The following is a 22737-nucleotide window of genomic DNA, read 5'->3' as shown; positions in this document are numbered from 1 at the left end:
TTCCGAGCCGCCATCGACAGGTACATCTGTTCTTGGTACCCATCTTCGACGTTAGTTCATAGCCTCCTGTTATTCATCCTTTTCCGGTTTATTTTTTTGCTTGACGCGTGCCTTCCCCGCCGCCATGCGGTCAGGGGGACCGGAAGCGGAGACGACCGGCGGGCGTGTCGCGGCGAGGACGACGGCGCCCCGGACCTGCCCGCCTGCTTCGCGCAGCGCACGGGCGGCCTCGGCCAGCGTCGCCCCGGTGGTCAGCACGTCGTCGACGATGATGCACGGACGTCCCCTGATGTCCGGGGCACGGAGTCCGCCCCTGGCCCGCATCGATCCCCGCACGCGCTTCGCCCGGTCCCCCCTGCCCAGCCCCTTCTGGCCGCCGCGCGGAGTTCCCGGTCCCCCGGGCGCCGCCCGGGAACCTGGCATCAGGGCCAGCAGACGGCCGCTGAGTGCTGCTCCCGCAGGCTCCGGGGCCCGGGTGGCGTGACCGGCTGTCCGCAGTGCATCGATGATGGTAAGGCCGGCAAGATCCCGGCGGCTGAGCCTCGTGAGCAGGAGATGGACCGGGCTGAATCCCCTCCGCCGGAAGGCTCCGTTGCTGGTGGGCACGGGAACCAGGCAGAGACCCTGCCCGTCCCCCACCGCGGCGCTGAGGGCGCGCGCCAGGCCCCTCGCCAGCACGTCCCCGAGCCGGCCCTGGCCGTGGTTCTTGAAGGCCAGCACGGCCTGCGCCAGCTCCGCGCGGTAGGCACCGGCAGCCACCACCGGAAGGATCACGGTGCCGTCCATGTCCATCAGGGACGGCGCCTGGCCCTCGGCCCGGAAGGGGTTCAGCGTCAGCAGGCGGACCTGCCGCCCGCACGCGCCGCAAAGGGCCGCGTCCTCGGCGCCGCAGCAGACGCACTCCACCGGGGCCGCCAGCGCCATCAGCTCCGTCCCGGCCGCAGCGGTCCGGTCCGCCAGTCTGGGCAGCGGACGGGTGTAGCCGCCCCGGTGCCTGGCCGCCGTCGGCGCCGCCGGGGCCAGGTCCGGGTCCACGGCCCTGGCCGGAGGCAGACGCCGGCGGGATCCTCCGTCGTCGCCGTCCTTGCTGGCGCGTTCCTTGGGGCAGGGCCGCGATCGGGTCATGCTGCAAGCCTTGCGTGTCGGCGGCCACCGCGGAAGCCGCCGCTCCCGCTATGTGGACAGCCCGCCATCCCCGCGCAGGCAGCCCGCTGCCGGAAGCGGGATCAGCCGGGGAAGGACGGGTCCAGGGCGCCTTTGAGCTGGGGCGACCAGCCGTTGCCCAGCCGCTGGAAGATCCCTTCCGCGGACTGACCGAAGATTTCTTCCGTGCCGTTGCCCGCGGTGAGGGCGGTGAGCCCCGGCCACGGTGCCAGCAGCTGAGGCTGCGCAGCGGCGAGGGACAGCAGCTCGGGGGTCACGTTTTCGCTCGCGGAGCCCTTCATGACGGCAACCGTGGTGTCGTCGACCCACACGCCCTGGTCCGGGTCCCGCACCGTCAGGAGGGTCGTCGGCGCGGTGAGGTCCCGCGGGGTGCCGTCGGCCGTCCGGATGATCCCGGTGACCTGGACCAGGGTCTTGCCGTTCAGTTCCGAAATCACGAGGGCCCGCGCACCCTCACGGGAGATCCTGAACTCCTTGACGCTCCGTCCGGCGAGCCAGCCCGGGGTCAGGGTCACGGCGGGCACGGCGGAACCCTGGGCCACGCCGACGGGCCGGTCGGCAAGGACCTCGCTGGCCCCGTTGGCCCCCGGCCCGGCCGCCCAGACCCAGTCATACCGGTCGAAGGAGGGACGGGACAGGGTGGCCCGCGTCGAGAGTGCCCTGGCAGGCTGGCCGGGCACGACCGAGTACAGGGTGTTGCGGGCGGCATTGAGGAAAGCCGCGGATTGTGAGACCGGCGATTCTGCCGGGGCACGGGGCGTGAGCGCGGCGACGGACGCGATGTCGGGCAGTGGCGAGAGCCGGTTGTTCTCGTACCGGACCAGGTCATTGTTGCTCACGGCGATCTGGTGCGCCGGGACGGTCTTGTTCCGGACCGGAGGCAGGACCGAGCCGTTGTCTTCGACGCGCACCAGGTCCTGGTTGGCCCGGAGCTCGACGTTGATGACATCGGGCTGGCTGCGGAACGTCAGGGCCAGCTGGGTCTGCATCCTCAGCCTGTCCTCGTTGGAGGCCTCGACAAGGTCCTTGGCAGTGAGGTCCACCTGGGCGGCCCCGGAAACCACCGGCACCGATTCGCGGGCCAGTTTGATGCCGGAGGGGAAGGCACTGACGACGGCGCCCTTGAGGTAGGGGGCGGGGCCGCCGAGGAGGGCGCTCGTCATGGCCTTGACGGTCTTCTTCTTGATGAACCACCGGACATCCGGAACGGCGTAGGTGAAGCTGGGGTCATAGAAGTAAATCGGATAGGCGCCGTAGATGACCTTGAAGGTCTCCTCCGGGATGGCCGTGCCGTCCGGGATCGCGGCGATCCTCCACTGGCCGTCCACCTGCGTCAGCGTGGCCGGGACGTCTTCCTTCGTACCCTCGGGCAGTTGGGTGGCAACCCCGTCCGCATCGACGGAGTAGGCCAGGTCGAGTTCATAGTTGAATGCGTTCTCGACGCCGGTGGGCACCACCCTGGCAGACCGGAACACCAGCGTGCGCTGGTCCGGCTTCCAGGTGACGGACGATGCCTGTGTGAGGTACTGCCGTGCCACGGCGTAATCGTCCTCGTAGCCGCTGCCGGCGCTGTAGAAGTCTTCGATCACCGACTCCGGTCCGGCCCCTTCACGCGGGGCGGCCGGGAAGAAAACCGGGGCATTGGGGTTGCCGGCGCTCTCGTCCGTGCTCTTGCCGACAGGGCCCGATCGGGGGATCTGCGCGCACGCGGCCAGGAGGATCAGGACCAGTGCGAGCACAGCCGCGGCGGCGCGCGTGAGCTTACTTGAGGCGCTGCTCATGACCCGTCCTTCTTTCCGCTTCCGCGAGTTTCTGTTCCGGCGGCCTCTGTTCCGGCGGCTGCAGCCGAGTTGCTCACGGCAGCCGGGGCGGGTGACTGGTCCAGCAGCAGCATGGTCCGATCGCGTCCGGCACCGGGGAGTCCGACGTCGGCCGGCTCCAGCTGGAGCGGTGACTTGGTGATGACCGCGCCCTGGTGCAATGGAAGGGTCAGCCGGAAGTTGGAACCTCTTCCCTTCTTGCCCCAGGCCTGCAGCCAACCGTTGTGGAGTTTGGTGTCCTCCGCGGCGATGGACAGTCCGAGGCCGCTGCCGCCCGTCGTCCGCGCCCGGGCGGGGTCGGCGCGCCAGAAGCGGTCGAAGACGCGGGCCGCCTCCGCGTGGGTCATGCCGATGCCGTGGTCCCGGACGGCGACCGCCACGGCAGTGTCATTGGCGGCCACGGAAATGTTCACCGGGCGGCCTTCGCCGTGTTCCAGGGCATTCAGGACCAGGTTGCGCAGGATGCGGTCGATCCGCCGATCGTCCATCTCCACGATGACGCTGCCTGCGGGGGCGTTGAAGGTGATTTCCGAGCCGTACTCCGCCGCGACGGGACCGACGCCCTCCATCACATGGGAGATGAGCTGGACGATGTCCGTGGGCTCGGCGTCGAGGATGGCGGCGCCCGCGTCGAAGCGGGAAATTTCCAGCAGGTCGGCCAGCAGCGACTGGAACCGCTCCACCTGGTGGTACAGCAGTTCCGCGGAGCGCTTGTTGATGGGGTCGAAATCCTCCCGGGCGTCGTAGAGCACTTCCGCCGCCATCCGCACCGTTGTGAGCGGTGTGCGGAGCTCATGGGAGACGTCGGAGACGAAGCGCTGTTGCATCTGCGAGAGGGTGGCAAGCTGCGTGATCTGCTCCTGGAGGCTCGCGGCCATGTGGTTGAACGAGGCGCCGAGCCTGGCCACCTCGTCTTCGCCCTTGACCACCATGCGCTCCTGCAGTTGGCCGGCGGCAAGCTTTTCCGAGACCAGTGCGGCATGGCTGACCGGGCTCACGACGTTGCGGGTAACGTACCAGGCCACGGCGCCGATCATCAGCGCCAGCACCGCGGCGCCAGCGAGGAGAACGTTTTGGATCTCGTTGAGTGTCTTCTGCGCCGTGTTGAGGTCATAGATCAGGTAGAGCTCGTAGACCGTGCCGTTGAAGGTGACCTTGTTGCCGACGGCGATCCCGGGCCGGTCCTCGGTTCCCACCGGGAACTGGGTGGAGGCCCAGAACTGGTCCTTTCCCGAATCCTGCACGGCCTTGCGCAGGTCCGGCGGAATCACGCTGATGGTCAGCTGGTCCGAGGCCCGCGATTCGACCCACCGGTTGCGGGGCTTGGTCTGTTCCGGCATCGCCTCGAAGACGTAGCGCCGCTGGATCACGGAGCCGCGGCCTTCGACGGCATTCAGGGTGTCATAGACCAGGGTGATGACGCTGGACTGGTCGGTGACCTGGGCGCCGTCGAACGTCTCCTGGACCTGTTTGACGTTGTAACGGGTCTCAGATTCGGCCTGGGCGAGCCGCTCCTGGAAGAGGTTATTGGCGATCTGGTTGGACAGATAGGCGCCCACCACGGCGAAGGAACCGATGGCGAGCATGAGGGTGGTCAGAACAGTCCGGAACTGCAGGGACCGCCGCCACCGCCGGTGGATGGCGCGCCCGAGGTACCGGATGCCCGGCAGCAACCGGACGGCGCCCGTACGCACCAGCCGGGCCACGCGCACGCCAACAATCCACCCGCGCCGCATCCAGATCCGGCTGCGGAAGCGCAGCCTCCGCCACCAGGATACCGGGCCGTCAGGAGGTGCAGGGGCGACGTTCACGGGAGTGGCTCCGGGGTTGCCGTCCGTCGGCTCAGGCCCCTGCTTTGTAGCCGACACCACGGACCGTCAGTACTACTTCGGGGGCTTCCGGGTCACGTTCGATCTTTGACCGCAGCCGCTGGACATGGACGTTGACCAGCCGCGTGTCGGCGGCATGCCGGTACCCCCAGACCTGCTCCAGGAGAAGCTCCCGGGTGAAGACCTGCCACGGCTTGCGGGCCAGCGCGACGAGCAGGTCGAATTCCAGCGGGGTCAGCGAGATCCGGTCGCTCCCCCGGCTGACCAGGTGGCCGGCGACGTCGATGGTGACGTCCGCGATCCGGAGGGTCTCCGGCGCTTTCTGGTCGCCGGGCCGGAGCCGCGCCCTGACACGGGCCACGAGCTCGGCGGGCTTGAAGGGTTTGGGGACATAGTCGTCGGCGCCGGACTCGAGCCCGCGGACCACGTCCGAGGTATCCGCCTTGGCGGTCAGCATCACAATCGGAACATCGGATTCGGCGCGGATCTGGCGGCACACCTCGATGCCGTCGATGCCCGGAAGCATCAGGTCGAGCAGCACGAGGTCCGGTTTCGAGGAACGGAAGACGTCCAGCGCCTGCCCGCCGTCGGCGCAGAAGACGGGTTCAAATCCGTCGTTCCGCAGCACAATACCGATCATCTCGGCCAGCGCCTCGTCATCGTCCACTACCAGAATGCGTGCCTTCATAGTTATATATTCCCTTATAGAAATGGCTTTGTCGTATTGGCCGGTTCCTCGGCATGGCGCAGGCTGGAACATCCGGTGCCCGGTACTGCATGCTGGGGACATGCCCGGCACCCGGCCGGGCCCCCAGGAGGATCCCGTGCACACCCCGATCTACGAACTCGCCCTTGGCGCTGACTTCGCCCGGCTGCAGCCGGAACTCCAGGACTACTTCTCGCTCGCGCCCGGGTCCGGCCACTACGGCGTCGGCGAGGGAGTGTTCGACGTCGTCGGCTGCCGGCAGCCCTGGCTGCGTCCGCTGCTGCTGGCCACCACCGGCGAGCAGGCGTTCTTCCCCGAATACGGCGAGGACGTTCCGTTCCGGATCGAGAACCATGCGCACCTGGATCCGTTCGGCCGGTCCAGCCTGACGGCCCGACGTGAAATCTTCTTTCCGGGCAGGACGCGGCTGTTCCATGACACCACGAGCTTCGATGCCTCGGGCAGCCGGGCCGGGCTCGTGGACTACGTCGGCCGGTACCGCCGGCTCGTCACGGACCTCAACCTCAGCGTCACCGCCGAAGGCCGGCTGCGGGGCGTGTCCGAAGCGTCCCGGCTGTTCCTGGGGCCGCTGCGGGTGCCGCTGCCGGAGGCCCTCGATGCCAAGGCCTACGCCGAACAGTGGTGGGACCCGGCCGAGGGAGAGCACGGAAAGCACCGCATCCAGGTCAAGGTGATCCAGCCCCAGATCGGCCTGATGCTGGTGTACGCGGGGCATTTCGACTACCGGCTGGAACCCTACCCCGGCGGGATCACGACCCCGGGATTCCTCCCCGGGGGCGCGCGTCCGGACCGTTGGGAAAGCCGGGTCTGACGGCTCGGGTTCCCCCGCCGGGCCCTCGCTAGCCGAGGGCCCGCTGGTTGAGCCCGTCGGCGATCTGGGTCAGTCGGGTCAGCACCGCCGTCGCGGACGACGGCGAGTGCCCCGCCAGCCCGTCCGAAGGGGTGATCCGCAGCGCGCCCAGCGTGGCTGCCGGAAGGCCCAGCTGCCGCCACGGCCGCCACACGTCCTCCACGACGTCGCTGACCTTCGGCAGCCTCGCGGCCGGATCGGCCACGTCCAGCGCACCGGCCCAGAGGCGTTTCCCGGCCTCGACCGCCCCCGCGAGCTGTTCCCACTGGCGGGAGGTGAGTCCCCGAAGCGGCACGGCGATCCCGTCCGCGCCCGCGGCAAGGATCCGGTCAAACGGCGCCTCGACTTCCGGGACCGACACCACGATTTCGACGGCACCGGCAGCCCGCAGTGCGTCGATGACCAGCTGCCAGGATTCGGTGATTTCCTGGCCGGGAACGGAACGCAGGGTCCGGTAGCCGCTGGACGTCGGAATGGTCCCGCCCAGCACAGACGCGATCTCCGGTTCATCGATCTGCACCACGATCCGGGCCCCGGGGGCGGCGGTGGCGACCCGGGACAAATAACCGTCGACGCCGGCGGCCAGGGAGGCGGCGATGTCCCGCCGGGCGCCGTAGTCGATCAGGGCACGTTCCCCGTTGTGCAGGTGCAGTCCGGCAGCGAGGCTGAGCGGGCCCCGGAGCTGGACCTTGACGTCCGCCGCCGGGGAATCCTCGGCGCCGATCACGTCGGCCAGGATGTTGATGTCGGTGGAGAGCGCCGATCTGGCCCGCATCAGGTCCTTGCCTGGCCGGTCCACGATCCTCCAGCCGTAGGGCTGGACATCCACGGCCAACTCCACGAGCAGGGACGCGGTCCGGCCGAGGGCGTCCGAGCCGACACCGCGGTCAGGCAGCTCGGCGAGGAACGGCAGGTGGGGGCTGCCGAGTTCGCCGCGGACGATCCGCGTGGCCTCGACCGGGTCCTCGCCGGGCCACGGGCCCAGGGCTGTCGCGGTGACTTCGTTGGGTTCCTGCGGAGTCCGGGCGGTCATGGCTAGGCGTCTGCGGTGACGGACGGATCCGTGGATCCGGCGGCAGGGACCGCCATGTCCCCGGCAGCGCCGCCGCCGGCCGTGTTCCGGGCCTCTGCGTCCCGGGCTGCTGCCTGGTCGGCGGCCGCCTGGTGGTCTTCGGCGATGGCTTCATGGTGGCGGATGACCTCGCCGATGATGAAGTTCAGGAACTTCTCTGCGAAGGCCGGGTCCAGGTGGGCTTCGGCGGCGAGGTGGCGCAGGCGTGCGATCTGCGCCGATTCCCGGCCCGGGTCTCCGGCGGGAAGTTTGTGCGCGGCCTTCAGGAAGCCGACCTTCTGCGTGGCCTTGAACCGCTCCGCGAGGAGGAACACGAGGGTGGCATCGATGTTGTCGATGCTGGAGCGGATCGACAACAGCTCCGCCATCACTGCGGGATCCACGTGACCTGCCAGGGAGCTGGCCGTGGGGTCGTAGGAATCGACATCGGGATCGGGATCGGGATCGGGATCGGGATCGGGATCGGGAAGAGTGTGGTTCTGCTCGGTCATTGACCCAGTCTAGGGGCACCGGGCCTAATCACTTCTGCTGTTAAGCGCCGCCGCAGCTCCCCCGTCAGGCCGTCCGATGGGCATGCCCCCCGTTCGAAGCGAACGGGGGGCATGCCCATCGGACAGTGGTGCCGCAGGGAGGCGCGGGACGGGATCAGCCGTGAAGTACGGTGCGGAATTCCGCCCGCCGCAGGGCCTGCTCGTCGGGGTCCGGAACGGGCAGCGACGCGATGAGTTTCTTCGTGTAGTCGTGCTGCGGATGGCCCATCACCTGGTTCCCGAGCCCCTGCTCCACCATCTTGCCCTTGTAGAGCACACCGACCCAGTGGGACAGCATGTCCACCACGGCGAGGTCATGGCTGATGAACAGTGCGGCGAACCCGAACTCCCGCTGGATCTCCTTGAAGAGCTCCAGCACCACGGCCTGCACGGAGACGTCCAGGGCCGACGTCGGCTCATCGGCGATGAGCAGCTTCGGGTTCAGGATGAGCGCCCGTGCCAGGGAGGCGCGCTGCCGCTGGCCACCGGAGAGTTCGTGCGGGAAACGCTCAGCGTATGACGCCGGCAGCTGCACCGACTCAAGCAGCTCCCCGACGCGCTGGCGCGCCTGCGCCGGGGTCGGGTTGGAGTGGATGATCAGCGGTTCCGCCACGCAGTCGCCGATGGTCAGCTGCGGATTGAAGGATGCCGCCGGGTCCTGGAACACGAAGCCGATCTCCTTGCGGAGCGGCTTGAAGCTGCGCTCCTTGAAGTTCAGCATTTCGTAGCCCAGCACCTTCAGGCTGCCGCCCGTGGTGCGGTTGAGTCCGGCGATGGCCCGGCCGATCGTGGTCTTGCCGGAGCCCGACTCCCCCACCAGGCCGAAGACTTCGCCTTCGGACACCGTGAAGCTGACGCCGTCGACCGCTTTGAAGGCCGGGCTGCCCAGCCTGCCTGGGTACTCGATCGTCAGGTCCTTCGCCTCGACCAGCACCTTGCCGCCCTGGTGGGCGCGTTGGGTCATGCCAACGGATGCGGAGTTGCGGCCCAGGTGCGGGACTGCTGCGAGGAGCTTCTTGGTGTAGTCCTCCCGGGGCTGGGCGAACAGCACCCGGGCGGGAGCTTCCTCCACTACATCGCCCTGATACATGACCACCACGCGGTCGGCGAGGTCGGCGACGACACCCATGTTGTGGGTGATCAGCACGATCGATGTGCCGTACTTGTCCCGCAGGTCCCGGAGCAGCTCCAGGATCTCTGCCTGGACGGTGACGTCCAGGGCCGTCGTGGGCTCGTCGGCCACGATCAGGCCCGGGTTCAGGGCCAGCGCGGCGGCAATGACGACGCGTTGCTTCTGGCCGCCCGAGAACTGGTGCGGATAGTAGTTGACCCTGGTTTCCGGGTCCGGGATGCCGACCTTGCGCAGCGCCTCGATGGCCCGCGCCTTGGCATCCTTGGCGTTGATACGGTGCCCACTGCCCGCGTCGGCATGCGCCCGGATGCCCTCGGCAATCTGCCAGCCCACGGTGAAGACCGGATTGAGTGCCGTGGACGGTTCCTGGAAGACCATGGCGACGTCGCGGCCACGGATCTGCCGGAGCTTCGCCGCGCTGACGCTGATGACGTTGTTGCCGTTGATCAGGACGGCGCCCGAACTGGTCGCCGTTTCCGGCAGCAGGCCCAGGATCGTCTTGGCCGTCACGGTCTTGCCGGAGCCCGATTCACCGACGATGGCGACGACTTCGCCGGGATTGACTTGGAGGCTGACGTCCTTGACGGCGTAGACGTCGCCGCCGTCGGTCGCGAAGGTGACCTTGAGGTGGTCGATGTCCAGAACGGGCTGCTTGCCTGCTGCCGCCTGGTCCGGAACGGAACCGATGTTGATGGTCATAGCGTTCTCGCTTCTGCTTCAGGGGCGGCCTGCGCGCCGGCGGTGGAGACGGGGCCTCCGGCGGGGACCTTGCCCCCGGCCTTCCTGCGGCCCCTGAGCCGTGGGTCGTTGAGATCGTTCATGCTCTCGCCGACGAGGGTCAGTCCAAGTACGGTCAGGACGATGGCCGTACCGGGGAAGACACCCGTCCACCAGATGCCGGAGGAGGCGTCGGCCATGGCCTTGTTGAGGTCGAAGCCCCACTCGGCGGCGGAGGACGGTTCGATGCCGAAGCCCAGGAAGCCCAGCCCCGCCAGGGTCAGGATTGCCTCGGATGCATTCAGCGTGAAGATCAGTGGCAGCGTGCGCGTTGCGTTCTTGAAGATGTGGCGTCCCATGATGCGGACGCTGGAGGCACCCACCACCTTGGCCGACTCGACGAAGGGCTCCGCCTTCAGCCGGATGGTCTCGGCCCGGATTACGCGGAAGTACTGCGGGACGAACACCACGGATATCGCGAAGGAGCAGGCCAGGATGCCGCCCCAGAAACTGGACTGGCCGCGGCTGATGACGATTGACATCACGATGGCCAGCAGCAGGGACGGGAATGCGTAGATCGCGTCGGCGATCACGACAAGGATCCGGTCCAGCCAGCCGCCGAAGTAACCGCTGATCAGGCCGAGCGCGACCCCCAGGAAGATCGACATGGCCACCGCGACGACGATCACGATCACGGCCGTCTGCGAGCCCCAGACCACGCGGGAGAACACGTCATAGCCGCCCACAGTGGTTCCCATGATGTGGCTGCCGCTGGGGGCCTGCTGGGCGGGGAAGGTACCGGAGGCGTCACTGAGCTGCGAGTACCCGTAAGGCGCGATCACCGGCGCCAGCACGGTCGTCAGCAGGAAGGCGATGGTCAGCACGAGGCCGGTGACGAGCATACCGCGCTGCAGCCCGACGCTCTTCCTGAAATGGGAGATCACCGGAAGCCGGTAAACGAAGGGCTGTTTGCGCCCGCTTGCTGTGGTTGCGTTCATGGCTAGTACCTCACTCGCGGGTCGATCAGGGCTGCGACGACGTCCACCACGAAGTTCGTGACGGCGACGATGACCGCGAGCAGCACAACGATGCCCTGGACCGCGACGAAGTCGCGCGCGTTCAGGTACTGGACCAGCTGGTAGCCCAGGCCCTTCCACTCGAAGGTGGTTTCCGTCAGGACGGCGCCGCCCAGCAGGAGGGCGATCTGCAGCCCCATGACGGTGATGATCGGGATGAGCGCAGGCTTGTAGGCGTGCTTGGTCACGAGCCGGAATTCACTGACGCCGCGGGACCTGCCGGCCTCCACGTAGTCCTTGCCGAGCGTGCCGATCACGTTCGTGCGGACCAGCCGGAGGAAGACCCCGGCCGTGAGCAGCCCGAGGGCAACTGCCGGGAGGACCGCATGGGCCATCACGTCGCCGAGCGCCGCCATGTTGCCGCTGCGCAGCGCATCCAGCCAGTAGACCCCGGTGGGCGCCGCCAGGGCGCCCATGGCCAGTTCGGTCCTGGTTGAGGCACGTCCCGCGACCGGCAGCCAGCCGAGCCAGACCGAGAAGGTCAGCTTCAGCAGCAGGCCCGCGAAGAACACGGGAGTGGCGTAGCAGAGAATGGCGAAAAAGCGCAGGACCGCGTCCGCTGCCTTGTCACGCCGGTGGGCGGCGAGCAGTCCCAGCGGGATGCCCACCAGCAATGCCACGATCACGGCGTTGATCGCCAGTTCGAGGGTGGCGGTGCCGAAGGTTGCCAGCATTTCAACCACGGGACGGCGGTCGGTGATCGTCGTGCCGAAGTTGCCGGTCGCCACCTGCCCAAGGTACTCGAAGTACTGCACCATGATGGGCCGGTCGTAGCCGGCGTCGTGGATGCGTTGGGCCAGCACATCCGGGGGAAGCCTGCCACCCTGGGCGGCGGTGATGGGGTCTCCGATGACCCGCATCAGGAAGAAGACCATGGTCACCAGGATGAACATGGTCGGAAGGATCAGGAAGAACCGGACCAGGATGTAGGTCCCCAGCCCTCCGCCTGATGATTTTTTCTTCGACGGAAGGAGCCCGTCGGCGTCGCTTGGCGGCGCCTCTATCAGTGTTGTCATTGGTACCTAAAATTGTGCTTTCGCGGCCATGGGCCGGCCCCGTGAACTGCAGGTGCGGCAATGACCAGGAAAGGCGGGGCGCCTTGAGGCCGCCCCGCCTCCCAGGCTGGTCAGAACCGCAGGCATGCAGCCTTACTTGGAAACAGTTCCCAACCGGAACTTGAAGGATGCGTCGAGGGTCGAATCGACACCCTTAACGCTGCTGCCGGAAACGGCAACCTGTGCGCCCTGGAGCAGTGGAAGCGTCGAGATGTCCTTGGCCAGGGCATTCTGGGCGTCCTTGATCGTGGACTCGCGTTCAGTCTTGTCAACGGTGGTGAGCTGCTTGCTGATCAGATCCGTGACAGTGGGGTTGTTGTAGTGGTTCTTCAGGAAGCCGCCGTCGGGGAAGAACGGAGTGAGGTAGTTGTCGGCGTCGCTGAAGTCAGGGAACCAGCCGAACTGGAACAGCGGGTACTCATCGGCCCTGCTGGCCTTGCTGTAGGTGACCCATTCGGTGGACTGCAGGTTGACCTTGAACAGGCCGGACTTCTCCAGCTGGTCCTTGATCATGGCATATTCGTCGCCCGAGGACTTGCCGTAGTGGTCCGGGTTGTACTGCAGGTTCAGGGTCACCGGGGTGGTCACGCCGGCGTCGGCCAGGACCTTCTTGGCTTTGTCCAGGCTGGGCTTGCCGGCGTCGCCGTAGGCGTCCTTGAACGATTCGTTGGCTCCGAGGAATCCGCTGGGGACGTTCGAGTACAGGGGCAGGTAGGTGCCCTTGTAGACCTGGTCGGCGATCGCCTGGCGGTCGACGAGGTTGGCGACGCCCTGGCGGACGGCCAGTGCCTTGGCGGGATCCGCGCCTGCGGCCTTGGCGCCGAACGGCATGGTGTCAAAGTTGAACGTGATGTAGCGGATTTCGCCGCCGGGTCCGACGTTCACCTTGACCTTGGAATCCTTCTTGAGGTCATCGATGTCAGTGGCGCTGAGGCTGCGGTTGGCCACGTCGATGTTGCCCTGCTGGATGTCCAGCTTCATGTTGGTGGGGTCTGCGTAGTACTTGATCGTGGCGGCATCGTTGGCCGGCTTGCCCAGCAGCCCCTTGTAGTCGGGGTAGGCCTTGAAGCTGATCAGTTCGTTCTTCTTGTACGTGTCGATCGTGTACTGGCCATAGAAGGCCTTCGCCTTGACGATCGAGTCGTCGTCGAGCAGTTTGTCGGCCGGGAAGACTTCGTCGTCCACGATCGGCGCGGCAGGGCTGCTGAGGATCTGGGCGAAAGTCTGGTCGTTGGCCAGCTTCAGCTTGAAAACGACCGTGTTGGCGTCAGGGGCGGTAACACCCTCCACATTGGACAGCAGGCTTGCGGGGCCGGCGGGATCGTTGATCTTCATCTGCCGGTCAAAGGAGAACTTGACGTCCTTGGAGTCCAGGGTGTGCCCGTTGGCCCACTTCAGCCCGGACTTGAGCTTGACCGTGTACTCCGTCGGCGTCGTGAAGGACGCCGACTCGGCCAGGTCCGGGACGGGATCGGCGCCGCCCGGCTTCGAGTTGAGCAGGAAGGAGTAGATCTGGTTCATCACCATGAACGAACCGTTGTCGTACGAGCCTGCCGGATCCAGGGCCGTGACCTTGTCGGTGGTGCCGTAGGCGATCGGACCACTGGCCGCAGCGGATGACCCGCCCCCGCCGCCGGACGGGCCCGTGCAGGCCGTCAGCGCGAGTGCGGAAACGCCCGCAAGCGCGATCGCGCACTGCAGGGCCTTCTTGTTCATTGCCATCTGTGAACTTTCTGTTCGATGAGTACTAGCGCAGCCCGAAGTGGAACGTGACGGGCGGCACGTTGTGCTGATTCCTAGATTCAACCAGAGAATCGCGTGGTGAATCGTTGCATCTTGTGAGATGAGACACAAAATTTACACGAACGGCCTGAACCCATCACTTTCTTCAGGAAACCACCCGCATCTTCGGCAGGGCCCGGCGCAGCCGCCGGCTTCCCCTGATGTGTGGAGTCCGGCGCTTCGTGGCGGCGTTCTGTGATCGCTTGGTGTCGCTCAACCGGGCTTTGAGTTGTCTTGGATCGCATGGATTTCGAGGCGCTGGGGTTGCGAGACACGTTGCGCCCATCGGTCTCCGAGGCATGAGCAGGTCTCGTCACGCCTGCCGAGCTGACTGATTTCGCGAGCGTCAGCGCCAGAATTCGGCGAGCTGCCCTGCAAGGGCTCTGCCCTGGTTGTAACCGGCCTGGGCAGCGGGCGGACGCAGCGACAGATCCATCGCATTGGCGCCGAACATGTGCTCGGAGTTCCTATCCGGGAAGATCGTTTGGACTCTGCTGCCGCGTGCGCGTAGCTCGTCGAGCTGTGCTGCAAGATGCATGCCCCACTCCAGCGGCGTCCGTGTTCTGCCGCCGAAGGGTGACAGCACCAGCACCCGCCCGTGTCCGGCTGCCAGATCGGCATTCTCGTTGCGTCGGTAGCCGCCGTCGATATATCGGTTGTCCCCGATCCTGTAGGCGAAGCCACTGGCACAGCTGGCGGCGACGGCATCCACCAGGTCGACTCCGCTATGACGGTCGAACACCACCGGTTCACCGGTGTGGGCATCGACCGCCGTGATGAGCACCGTTCGTTGCGGCCAGCGCTGACTGGGCAGCCGCGCGCCGACGGTAGCGCGCCACCGCGTCTGCCCGGAACCGTCCGACGCCGCATCCAAGTCGAGTGCCACCGCGCCCATTCTGCGGCGCATGTCGGCCGCGTCCTCAGCAGCGGCGATGATCTTGCCCGTTCTCTCCAGGTGGTCCGCCGCGGGCCTGATCGGAACGCGTCCACCGTCGGATCCGACCGGACCGGTCCGTTGCTGGGGCGCCGCGGCAAGGATGGCGGCAAGCAGTTCGGTCGGGGTCGCGCCAGCCATCTGTGCCGCGGCCGTCGATCCGGCCGACGTCCCGATGACCAGATCAGCCTCGGTCACATCCAGCCCGGCATCGAACAGGCCGGCGATGACGCCGATCAGCCAGGCGTTGCCTGTCGATCCGCCGCCACCGAGGACCAACGCTCGCTCGCCCGCGGCGCGCAACCGCTTTGTGGCGTCGATCTGCGGCTGGTCCTGGTCGGACCTTGGCCGGGCGGAGGCCGGCGTCGAGGTGAAATGCGGAGGTGAAGAAGGTGTGGTGTTCATGGGAGTCGCCTTTCGCGAATTGCCTGGCGGGCGCTCCCGGTTGCGACTACTTTAGTCGCGCGATCGCGGACTGCAGGGGAGCACCCATTGCGGATACTGCGTACATGGGTCTCACCTCCTGCCGACGGGTCACGATCACGGGAATGATCGTACACCAGCGACGCGGTGCGCAATCGGCACGGCCTATAGCAAGCAGCGCTTCGTCGGTCTTGAGTCGTTGGGTTCAGTCACCATAGAGTGATTGCGAACGACAAGCACTTCAGGAGATGACATGTCCCTCGTCCGCGTGCATAACTTCTCGGTCTCCCTCGACGGCTTCGGCACCGGCGAGGGCCAGCAACTCGATGCTCCGTTCGGTCACGCAGGCACACGGCTCATGGAGTGGGCTTTCGAGACGCGCACCTTCCGCGAGATGGGCATCCACGGGGAATCGGAGGGATCCTTCGGCGTCGACGAGGCGTTCGCAAGCCAGTGGGGGCCCGGGATCGGCGTGGAGATCATGGGACGCAACAAGTTCGGCCCTCAGCGCGGCCCCTGGGAGGACGAGGAATGGAAGGGATGGTGGGGCGATAACCCGGTATTCCATACCCCTGTCGTTGTTCTGACACACCATCCTCGGCCAGTACTCGAGATGGATGGCGGAACAACCTTCCATTTCGTTGAGGCCGACCCCCTCTCCGCGCTCAAGCAGGCCCGCGCATTGGCCGCCGACCTCGACGTCCGGATCGGCGGCGGCGTCAGCACGATTCGACAGTTCCTCGAGGCCGATCTGATCGACCACATGCACATCGTCCTCGTGCCGATCGTCCTGGGCCGGGGCGAACGGCTGTGGGATGGACTCGAAGGACTCGAACAACGCTTTGAAATCGAAGCGACCCCTTCGCCAAGCGGAGTTCTCCATCTGGTCTTCACTCGTCGCACGGCCCTGTAGGCCGACTTGGGAGCGATTTCCCCTGGACGACCGTTCGTGATGCTGCCCTGACAACACCGTGTTTGCGTCCGTTTGGGGTACACCCCAGAACGACACACCTCGTCTTGCGCAGTTGTCGCGAATGTCGCGTAAGAGGCCTGCGGGTGTCATCGACGCTAGCTGGTAACGAGCCGTTCGCGGCCGAACATCTGGGCTGGTTCCCGTCGACCGCTACTGTTTCAGCGGCGCGAGCTGTATTTGCTTCGCAAGCGCGTAAGCGACCGGAAGATCGCTGTCGCTCTCGACGAGGACACGGCCAATGACGAGGGCGGAATCGGTTGGCGAAGAAATCTGCGTCATGCCGTTCGGTACGGTTCCCTTCCAGCCGGGCGCGCTGAGAACATAGTCTCCGGTTTTCGTTCCCGTCGTACGTTTGCCGACATAGGCAAAATTGGCGCTCTTCGACGGGTCGGTGAACTGCACGCTGAAGTAACGGCCGGCCATGTCCGGTACGTGCAGGACTTGCGGCCCTTTGCTCAAGTCGAGCCAGCCGCCGACGTAGAGCAGGTCGTCGGCTCCGGTTGCCATTAGGCTCCCGCGCGACGCCGACGGGGAAGAGGTGCCGGGCACGGCGTACAGCGTGTTGACGGGGATCGGGCCGTCACCGAACCCATGCTTGACAATCGCCCTCTTGTAGCCGCTGACCGTGAGACGCGGCCAGAGGTAGATGAAAGCCGGCGCGCCGAGCCCCCATACGATGACTGCCGCTATGGAGAGTGGAATGATCCCGTCCCCGCTGGCGATCCGCCGGTAGACGACCCAAGCGAAGACCGCCAGTACGACAGCTGTAAGGGGACGTCCGTACTTCAAGATGAGACGGTTCATATCACTGTGCCCTGACAACGCGCGGCAATTGGTACGTGCCGTCGAGAATTGCCGCGCCAGGCAGATACACGCGGAACATCAGCTTGAACTTCCCGGAAGGAGTTGGCAGCCAGTTCTCCTCGTGCCTGCCCGGTGCCTGATGCTGGAGATAGATATCGACTGAACCGTCGGCGTTCTGCGCGAGAGGCGAACGGTCACCAACGCTATAGCGATTAGTTGGATTGCTCACCATATACCCGACGACATCGGTCGCAGTGAGCGACCAGAAGGCGTCATTCGGCGGGAGTTTCCCGGCAGGAAAATGCAGGACGTATCCATGCCCGCCGCCCAGCGTTTGCCCTGAGCCATCCCTAGTGGTCGTCCAGTACGCGGCCTCTTCAAACACATTGACGACGGGCAAGGCTTTGGCGCAGGCGGCCCGCACGAGGATCCCGTTGCCAGGCTGGCCGCATTTACGGATGGCACTCCAACCGTTGACAGTCGTTGTCATCGCCCTGCCCACGGCGTTCATGATGAGAATTGCCGTTAAAAACGCCAGCGTGGCGCCGATGATTATCCCCTGCACGACACCGGAGGACGAGAACATCGCGAGGACATTTGCCATGTCCGCACAATAACACTGCTCAAAATAGCTGAGTGCTGTTCCGCCCCGACCCGGTGAGCGATGCGCCGTTGTTCGAGCAGTCGGATGAGCCGGTGCGGACGGATGCCACCGCTGGCAGATAGCAGCCGGGCGATCGGCTTCCGCCGAGCCGTTGGCGTCCCTTCACTCCGAGATCCTTGCGCCCGCTCCGCTCGGATGCACGACCTGTCGCTCGATGCGTTTGCATCCTCGGAAGGAGACCGCCCGTGAGGCGTGAGCGTTCCCCTCACGGGCACAGAGCCAAGGTCGGCGGTGGTCTGGACGAGCCGTGCAGACCAGTACGGAAAATGACACCTGACGACTAATCTCAACCCCGGCCTTTCCTGTCTCGTGATCCGTGTCCGCAATCTACGTATCGGAATCAGCGTCTATGGAAGGGACATTTGACCGTCACCGACACGCCCTCGAGCATCTCAAATACGATCCCCTGACGAGACGTCGGCCGGGGTCAGGTGAGCGGACGGCACCAGGTACCACCCGCCGTCGTGCGCGGTTTGCTGACATCCGTCGGCGATTCTCGATTCATGGATATAAACATCAGGCTCATCGCCCCACAGACTGCAGAGAGTGATGATCCTCGTGGACGTGGTTAGTACGGCTTTGACCCTGGCGCAACACCGTCGCAAAACTGGCCGGCTTCCCGAACGTCAGGGTAATTTTTGTTGACACATCATCAAAGCGCCGCTTAGAATCATTGAAACATCAACTATCCTAAACGGTGAGGCGCCATGTCCTGGTTCAAAATTTTTTCCCGCAAGTCCAAGGCCGGTCACTCCGCTGCATCGGCAGCACCGCGCGTGAGTGCGACTGCCACAAAGGCTCCCGTCGGGATTGCCCCTGAGGTTGCCCCGGCCGCCGATCCTCTGGTGGAGAATACCCTGCCCAAGATTGCCATCATCACGGGCGCCAGCCGGCCGGGCAGCGTGAACAAGTCCGTCGCCGAGTGGGTCCTTGCCCAGGTTGCCGGCCGCACGGACGCAGACGTCGAACTCGTGGACATCGCCGACTTCAACCTCCCCCTGTTGGATGAGGGCTACCCGGCCATGTACCAGAACTACCAGAACCCGGCCACCAAGGCCTGGTCGGCCAAGATCAGCGAGTTCGACGGCTTCATTTTCGTGGTGCACGAGTACAACCACACCGCAGGCCCGGTGCTCACCAACGCCTTGTCGTACCTGAACGTCGAGTTCAACAACAAGGCCGCGGGCTTCGTGTCCTACGGCTCCATGGGCGGCGCCCGCGCCGTCGAGCACTTGCGCGAGACCCTCTCTGAACTGCAGGTTGCTCACGTGCGCAACCAGGTGATGTTCTCCCTGTTCACCGACTTCGAGAACTTCTCCGAATTCAAGCCGACCGAGCAGAACGCCGGCACCCTGGCCCCGATGGTGGACCAGTTGGTCTCGTGGGCCAAGGGCTTCGCCACCGTCCGCTAAAACATCCCCGCACTGCTGCCAAGCTCAACTCACGGCTGCGACGGCACCCCTCGAAGGGGTGACCTCGCGGCCGTGAGTTTTTTCCTGTCACGGCGTCGTCCATCCCGGCCGCCGGACCCGTTGACCGGGCAGGCCATCCGCGACGGGTCCTGCGGTGACCGTCAGGCCCAAGACCCGGCCTGCCCCAGGACCATGAGCAGACCGCCCGCGCCGCGTCCTGCGGTGTCCGGCCCACCGTGCATCCCGTGCCCGGACGCAGAAGAGGCTCCCCGGGATGCCCGGGGAGCCCTTCTTGCCAGTTGGAAATAGCTTAGACGCTGGCGACAGCCAGCTGCTCGTCACGCACAGACTCCATGGCGCGGGCCCAGACGGTGAGCTGGTCAACCATCGGGGCCAGGGTGCCGGCGTTCTGCTCGGTCGGCTTGAATTCGGAGAAGTTCTCGAAGTCGGTGAACAGTGAGAACATGACAGTGCGCTGCACGTGTGCAATCTGCAGCTCGGAGAGGGCGCCGCGGAGGTGCTCCACAGCGCGGACGCCGCCCATGGAACCGTAGGACACAAAGCCGGCGGCCTTGTTGTTGAACTCGGCGTTCAGATAGGACAGCGCGTTGACCAGAACCGGTCCGGCCGTGTGGTTGTACTCGTGAGCGACGAAAATGTAGCCGTCAAACTCGCTGATCTTGGCGGACCAGGCCTTGGTGTGGTCATTCTGGTAGTTCTGGTACATGGCCGGGTAGCCCTCATCCAGCAGGGGGAGGTTGAAGTCGGCGATGTTTACCAGTTCGAACTCGGCGTCGTCGCGGTCGGCGACCTGGGAGAGAACCCACTCGGCGACGGACTTGTTGACGCTGCCCGGACGGCTGGCGCCGGTGACAATCGCGATCTTGGTCATGCTTTATCCCCTTAGGAAAGAAGGTTGTTGACGTGTCACTAAATATGTTGACACATCAACAATATGACGTCAAACTTGAACTATCAACTAACGGGAAGATCTTGTGATGGAGAACACGCAATGGCTGGATGAGCGCGAGACCGGAGTCTGGCGCGGATTCCTCGAGGCGTCGCAGCAACTGGTGACCTCCATGGACCGTCAGCTGGTGCGGGAGTCGCAGCTTTCCGGGGCCGAATATGCAGTGCTTGTTCCACTCTCGGAGCACGCGGACGGCGTAGTTCGTGCCCGAGATCTGGGCAAGTCCCTGGGCTGGGACCGCAGCCGCCTGTCCCACCTGCTCAAGCGGATGGAAGCGAGGGGCCTGCTGGAGCGAAAAAACTGCTCCTCCGATGCGCGCGGCCTGGACGTGGAGATTACCCTGGACGGCCGGAATGCGATAGAGCACGCGGCTCCGGGTCATCTGGAGTTCGTCCGCACCCACTTCTTCGACCTGCTCACCCGCGACGAACAGGATGCCCTGGCTTCGGTGAGCCGGAAGATCATGGCCACGCTTCAGCCCGAATGCGAATAGTCCTGTCCCGTTGTTCCGCAGCGCCACCCTCGACATGTGACTAAATAGTCACCTATCGCTGACGGCGGTGTCCGGGCGCGCTCCCTCGGATGGAGACGGCGCGCCCGGATGCTGCCGGTTCCGACTAGACGGCCGTATAGCCACCGTCGATCGGAATGGTCGCGCCGGTGATGAACTTCGCCTTATCGCTCGCGAGGAAGGTGATGAGGTCGGCAACTTCCTGCGCCTCGCCGACGCGACCGGCCGGGTGCAGTTTTGCATACTGCTCGAGGGTCGGCTCGTCAATGAGCGGGGTACGGATGACGCCCGGGGCCACCGCGTTCACACGGATGCCATCCTTCGCGTACATCGTCCCGGCGGCGCGGGTCATGTTCACGACACCGCCCTTCGAGGCCGAGTAAGCGATGTTGTTCGAGATGGCCACGAGGCCGAACATCGAAGCGATGTTGACAACGACGCCGCCGTCGCCCTGCTTGAGGAGCTGCTCGATGACGTACTTGTTGGTGTAGAACACGCCCGAGTAGTCGATGCCGTTGGTGCGCTCCCAGTTTTCGACGGTCGAGGTGACGACGTCACCCTCACCGCCCACACCCGCCGAGGCGACGGCAATGTCAACGCTGCCGAATTCCTCGACCGTCTTCGCGACGGCGGCCTCAACGCTCTCGGCCTTCGAGACGTCGCCCTGGACGAACTTCGCACCGATCTCGTCGGCGACTTCCTGCGACTTGGGATTGAAGTCAAAGATCATGACCTTCGCACCTTCGGCGATGAAGGTCTTTGCGGTGGCGAGACCGAGCCCCGATCCTCCGCCGGTGATGAACGCGACCTTGTTCTCGAGCTGCATGAGTTAGTCCAATCTGTAAGCGGTTTGCGGTCACGGTCGTGCCGGTGTTCCCGCGATACGCAGTTATATATGCGTATGCATCCACATTTGCACTTATACTTGAAAAGTCAACTAACGTGTGCCCCAGCGGAGGGCACAGACGGCGAAGGGCCCCGCAGCTCGGCGGAACCCTTCGCTGGATTCGGTGTGGCGGGCGGCTAGAGCGCGGCGCGTTGCAGCGAGCGCGCGGCGTCGATGGTGGCCTGTCCCAGCACCCGGGTTCCCTGGTAGAGGACCACGGTCTGGCCGGGGGCAACGCCGCGCAGCGGCTCGGTCAGGGTGACGACGAGGTTCCCCGCTTCCATCCGCGCGCGGGCCGGGACCGGGTCCCCGTGGGCACGGACCTGGGCGCAGCAGTCGAACGCCTCGCCGGTGTTCACCTCGGCGATCGGCAGCCCGGCCCAGGAGACCTTGATGCCGCGGATCTCGTCGATGGCCAGCAATGCCTCGGGTCCCACGACGACCTTGTTTTCCTTGGGCCGGATTTCCAGCACGAAGCGCGGTTTGCCGTCGGCGGCGGGCGTGCCCAGCTTCAGGCCGCGGCGCTGGCCGACGGTGAAGGCGTTCGCGCCGGGGTGCTCGCCGACCTTCGCGCCGGACTCGTCCACGATGTCGCCGGTGGTCATGTCGATCTTCTCGGCGAGCCAGCCGGCGGTGTCGCCGTCGGGGATGAAGCAGATGTCGTGGCTGTCGGGTTTGTTGGCCACGGAGAGCCCGCGGCGCTCGGCCTCGGCGCGGACCTCGGCTTTGGAAGGGGTGTCCGCGAGGGGGAACATGGAGTGCTTCAGCTGCTCGTGCGTGAGCACGCCGAGCACGTAGCTCTGGTCCTTCGCCCAGTCAGCGGCCCGGTGCAGCTCGGGATTGCCTTCGGCGTCCTTGATCACCTTGGCGTAGTGGCCGGTGCACACGGCGTCGAACCCCAGCGCGATCGCCTTTTCCAGCAGGGCGGCGAACTTGATGCGTTCGTTGCAGCGCATGCAGGGGTTGGGAGTGCGGCCGGCGGCGTATTCGTCGATGAAGTCCTGGACGACGTCTTCCTTGAAGCGCTCGGAGAAGTCCCAGACGTAGTACGGAATACCCAACACATCGCACGCCCGCCACGCGTCGCGGGAGTCCTCGATCGTGCAGCAGCCGCGGCTGCCGGTACGCAGGGTGCCGGGCATCCGGGAGAGCGCCAGGTGGACACCGACGACGTCGTGCCCCGCCTCAACGGCGCGGGCGGCGGCAACGGCGGAATCAACGCCGCCGCTCATGGCTGCAAGAACTCGCATACTGGCTTTCTTTAGGGTTCGGGATTTGCCGGCACTGGCACGCTGTGGACCAGGTCTGCGGTCTGTGATGGGGCCGCGGGAATAACACAATGACACCCAGCCCATTCTATCGCCACGCCGGATCCTCCCCAAAAGACCCTTGACGGGAGAGCCCCG

The 22737-nt window shown here is 65.8% G+C and carries 20 protein-coding genes; 4 read left to right on the top strand and 16 right to left on the bottom strand.

Features of this window, described 5'->3' with window-relative positions:
- Positions 1-69 precede the first annotated feature (69 nt).
- From E5206_RS08335 to mtrA, 4 genes are all read right to left on the bottom strand, one after another.
- Positions 70-1125: a phosphoribosyltransferase family protein gene (locus tag E5206_RS08335; RefSeq protein ID WP_136322073.1), complete on the bottom strand. Its 1056-nt coding sequence runs from the start codon at positions 1123-1125 to the stop codon at positions 70-72.
- Between the two features lie 101 nt (positions 1126-1226).
- Positions 1227-2945, bottom strand: a complete 1719-nt coding sequence (locus E5206_RS08330) for an LpqB family beta-propeller domain-containing protein (protein WP_136322072.1) — start codon at positions 2943-2945, stop codon at positions 1227-1229.
- Positions 2942-4720: an MtrAB system histidine kinase MtrB gene (mtrB, locus tag E5206_RS08325; RefSeq protein ID WP_240690153.1), complete on the bottom strand. Its 1779-nt coding sequence runs from the start codon at positions 4718-4720 to the stop codon at positions 2942-2944. The genes E5206_RS08330 and mtrB overlap by 4 nt, the downstream gene beginning before the upstream one ends.
- A 106-nt stretch (positions 4721-4826) precedes the next feature.
- Positions 4827-5501 (bottom strand): MtrAB system response regulator MtrA, encoded by a 675-nt coding sequence (mtrA, locus tag E5206_RS08320; RefSeq protein ID WP_136322071.1) that lies wholly within the window; start codon positions 5499-5501, stop codon positions 4827-4829.
- Between the two features lie 136 nt (positions 5502-5637).
- Here mtrA and E5206_RS08315 point away from each other — a divergent pair, with 136 nt between their 5' ends.
- Positions 5638-6351, top strand: a complete 714-nt coding sequence (locus E5206_RS08315; protein ID WP_136324039.1) for a DUF4166 domain-containing protein — start codon at positions 5638-5640, stop codon at positions 6349-6351.
- Positions 6352-6379: 28 nt separating this feature from the next.
- On the opposite strand, the gene E5206_RS08310 is transcribed toward E5206_RS08315, so the two are convergent.
- The 7 genes from E5206_RS08310 to E5206_RS08280 form a co-directional block, all read right to left on the bottom strand.
- Positions 6380-7423: a hypothetical protein gene (locus E5206_RS08310; protein WP_136322070.1), complete on the bottom strand. Its 1044-nt coding sequence runs from the start codon at positions 7421-7423 to the stop codon at positions 6380-6382.
- Positions 7424-7425: 2 nt separating this feature from the next.
- Positions 7426-7953, bottom strand: coding sequence for a chorismate mutase (locus E5206_RS08305; protein ID WP_240690052.1), 528 nt, complete (start codon positions 7951-7953; stop codon positions 7426-7428).
- 154 nt (positions 7954-8107) lie between these two features.
- Complete coding sequence (locus E5206_RS08300) at positions 8108-9823, bottom strand: ABC transporter ATP-binding protein (protein WP_136322069.1); 1716 nt, start codon at positions 9821-9823, stop codon at positions 8108-8110.
- Positions 9820-10839 (bottom strand): ABC transporter permease, encoded by a 1020-nt coding sequence (locus tag E5206_RS08295; protein ID WP_136322068.1) that lies wholly within the window; start codon positions 10837-10839, stop codon positions 9820-9822. Before E5206_RS08295 ends, E5206_RS08300 begins: the two co-directional genes overlap by 4 nt.
- Before the next feature lie 2 nt (positions 10840-10841).
- Positions 10842-11933: an ABC transporter permease gene (locus tag E5206_RS08290; RefSeq protein ID WP_136322067.1), complete on the bottom strand. Its 1092-nt coding sequence runs from the start codon at positions 11931-11933 to the stop codon at positions 10842-10844.
- Between the two features lie 132 nt (positions 11934-12065).
- Positions 12066-13694 (bottom strand): ABC transporter substrate-binding protein, encoded by a 1629-nt coding sequence (locus E5206_RS08285; RefSeq protein WP_136322066.1) that lies wholly within the window; start codon positions 13692-13694, stop codon positions 12066-12068.
- A gap of 406 nt (positions 13695-14100) precedes the next feature.
- On the bottom strand, positions 14101-15093 hold the full coding sequence (locus tag E5206_RS08280) for a patatin-like phospholipase family protein (RefSeq protein WP_136322065.1): 993 nt from the start codon (positions 15091-15093) through the stop codon (positions 14101-14103).
- A gap of 271 nt (positions 15094-15364) precedes the next feature.
- Between E5206_RS08280 and E5206_RS08275 the strand changes: the two genes are divergently transcribed.
- Positions 15365-16024 (top strand): dihydrofolate reductase family protein, encoded by a 660-nt coding sequence (locus E5206_RS08275; RefSeq protein WP_136322064.1) that lies wholly within the window; start codon positions 15365-15367, stop codon positions 16022-16024.
- A gap of 210 nt (positions 16025-16234) precedes the next feature.
- On the opposite strand, the gene E5206_RS08270 is transcribed toward E5206_RS08275, so the two are convergent.
- On the bottom strand, positions 16235-16888 hold the full coding sequence (locus E5206_RS08270; protein ID WP_136322063.1) for a DUF1254 domain-containing protein: 654 nt from the start codon (positions 16886-16888) through the stop codon (positions 16235-16237).
- A 1-nt stretch (position 16889) separates the two neighbouring features.
- On the bottom strand, positions 16890-17492 hold the full coding sequence (locus tag E5206_RS08265; RefSeq protein ID WP_205760029.1) for a DUF1214 domain-containing protein: 603 nt from the start codon (positions 17490-17492) through the stop codon (positions 16890-16892).
- Positions 17493-18409: 917 nt separating this feature from the next.
- On the opposite strand from E5206_RS08265, the gene E5206_RS08260 reads away from it, so the two are divergent.
- Positions 18410-18964: an NAD(P)H-dependent oxidoreductase gene (locus E5206_RS08260; RefSeq protein ID WP_136324037.1), complete on the top strand. Its 555-nt coding sequence runs from the start codon at positions 18410-18412 to the stop codon at positions 18962-18964.
- Positions 18965-19274: 310 nt separating this feature from the next.
- On the opposite strand, the gene E5206_RS08255 is transcribed toward E5206_RS08260, so the two are convergent.
- Complete coding sequence (locus tag E5206_RS08255) at positions 19275-19856, bottom strand: NAD(P)H-dependent oxidoreductase (RefSeq protein ID WP_136322062.1); 582 nt, start codon at positions 19854-19856, stop codon at positions 19275-19277.
- A gap of 106 nt (positions 19857-19962) precedes the next feature.
- Between E5206_RS08255 and E5206_RS08250 the strand changes: the two genes are divergently transcribed.
- Positions 19963-20427 carry a MarR family winged helix-turn-helix transcriptional regulator gene (locus tag E5206_RS08250; RefSeq protein WP_136322061.1) on the top strand — a complete coding sequence of 155 codons (465 nt, stop codon included), beginning with the start codon at positions 19963-19965 and terminating at the stop codon, positions 20425-20427.
- Between the two features lie 124 nt (positions 20428-20551).
- On the opposite strand, the gene E5206_RS08245 is transcribed toward E5206_RS08250, so the two are convergent.
- Together E5206_RS08245 and mnmA are read right to left on the bottom strand one after the other, a co-directional pair.
- Positions 20552-21271, bottom strand: a complete 720-nt coding sequence (locus tag E5206_RS08245; protein ID WP_136322060.1) for an SDR family oxidoreductase — start codon at positions 21269-21271, stop codon at positions 20552-20554.
- Between the two features lie 197 nt (positions 21272-21468).
- On the bottom strand, positions 21469-22563 hold the full coding sequence (gene mnmA, locus E5206_RS08240; RefSeq protein WP_240690151.1) for a tRNA 2-thiouridine(34) synthase MnmA: 1095 nt from the start codon (positions 22561-22563) through the stop codon (positions 21469-21471).
- Between the last annotated feature and the right edge of the window lie 174 nt (positions 22564-22737).

Source organism: Arthrobacter sp. PAMC25564 (genome assembly GCF_004798705.1).
GTDB lineage: Bacteria > Actinomycetota > Actinomycetes > Actinomycetales > Micrococcaceae > Arthrobacter.
Note: the sequence above shows the minus strand (reverse complement) of the source record. Positions and strands in the feature narration are given on the sequence as shown.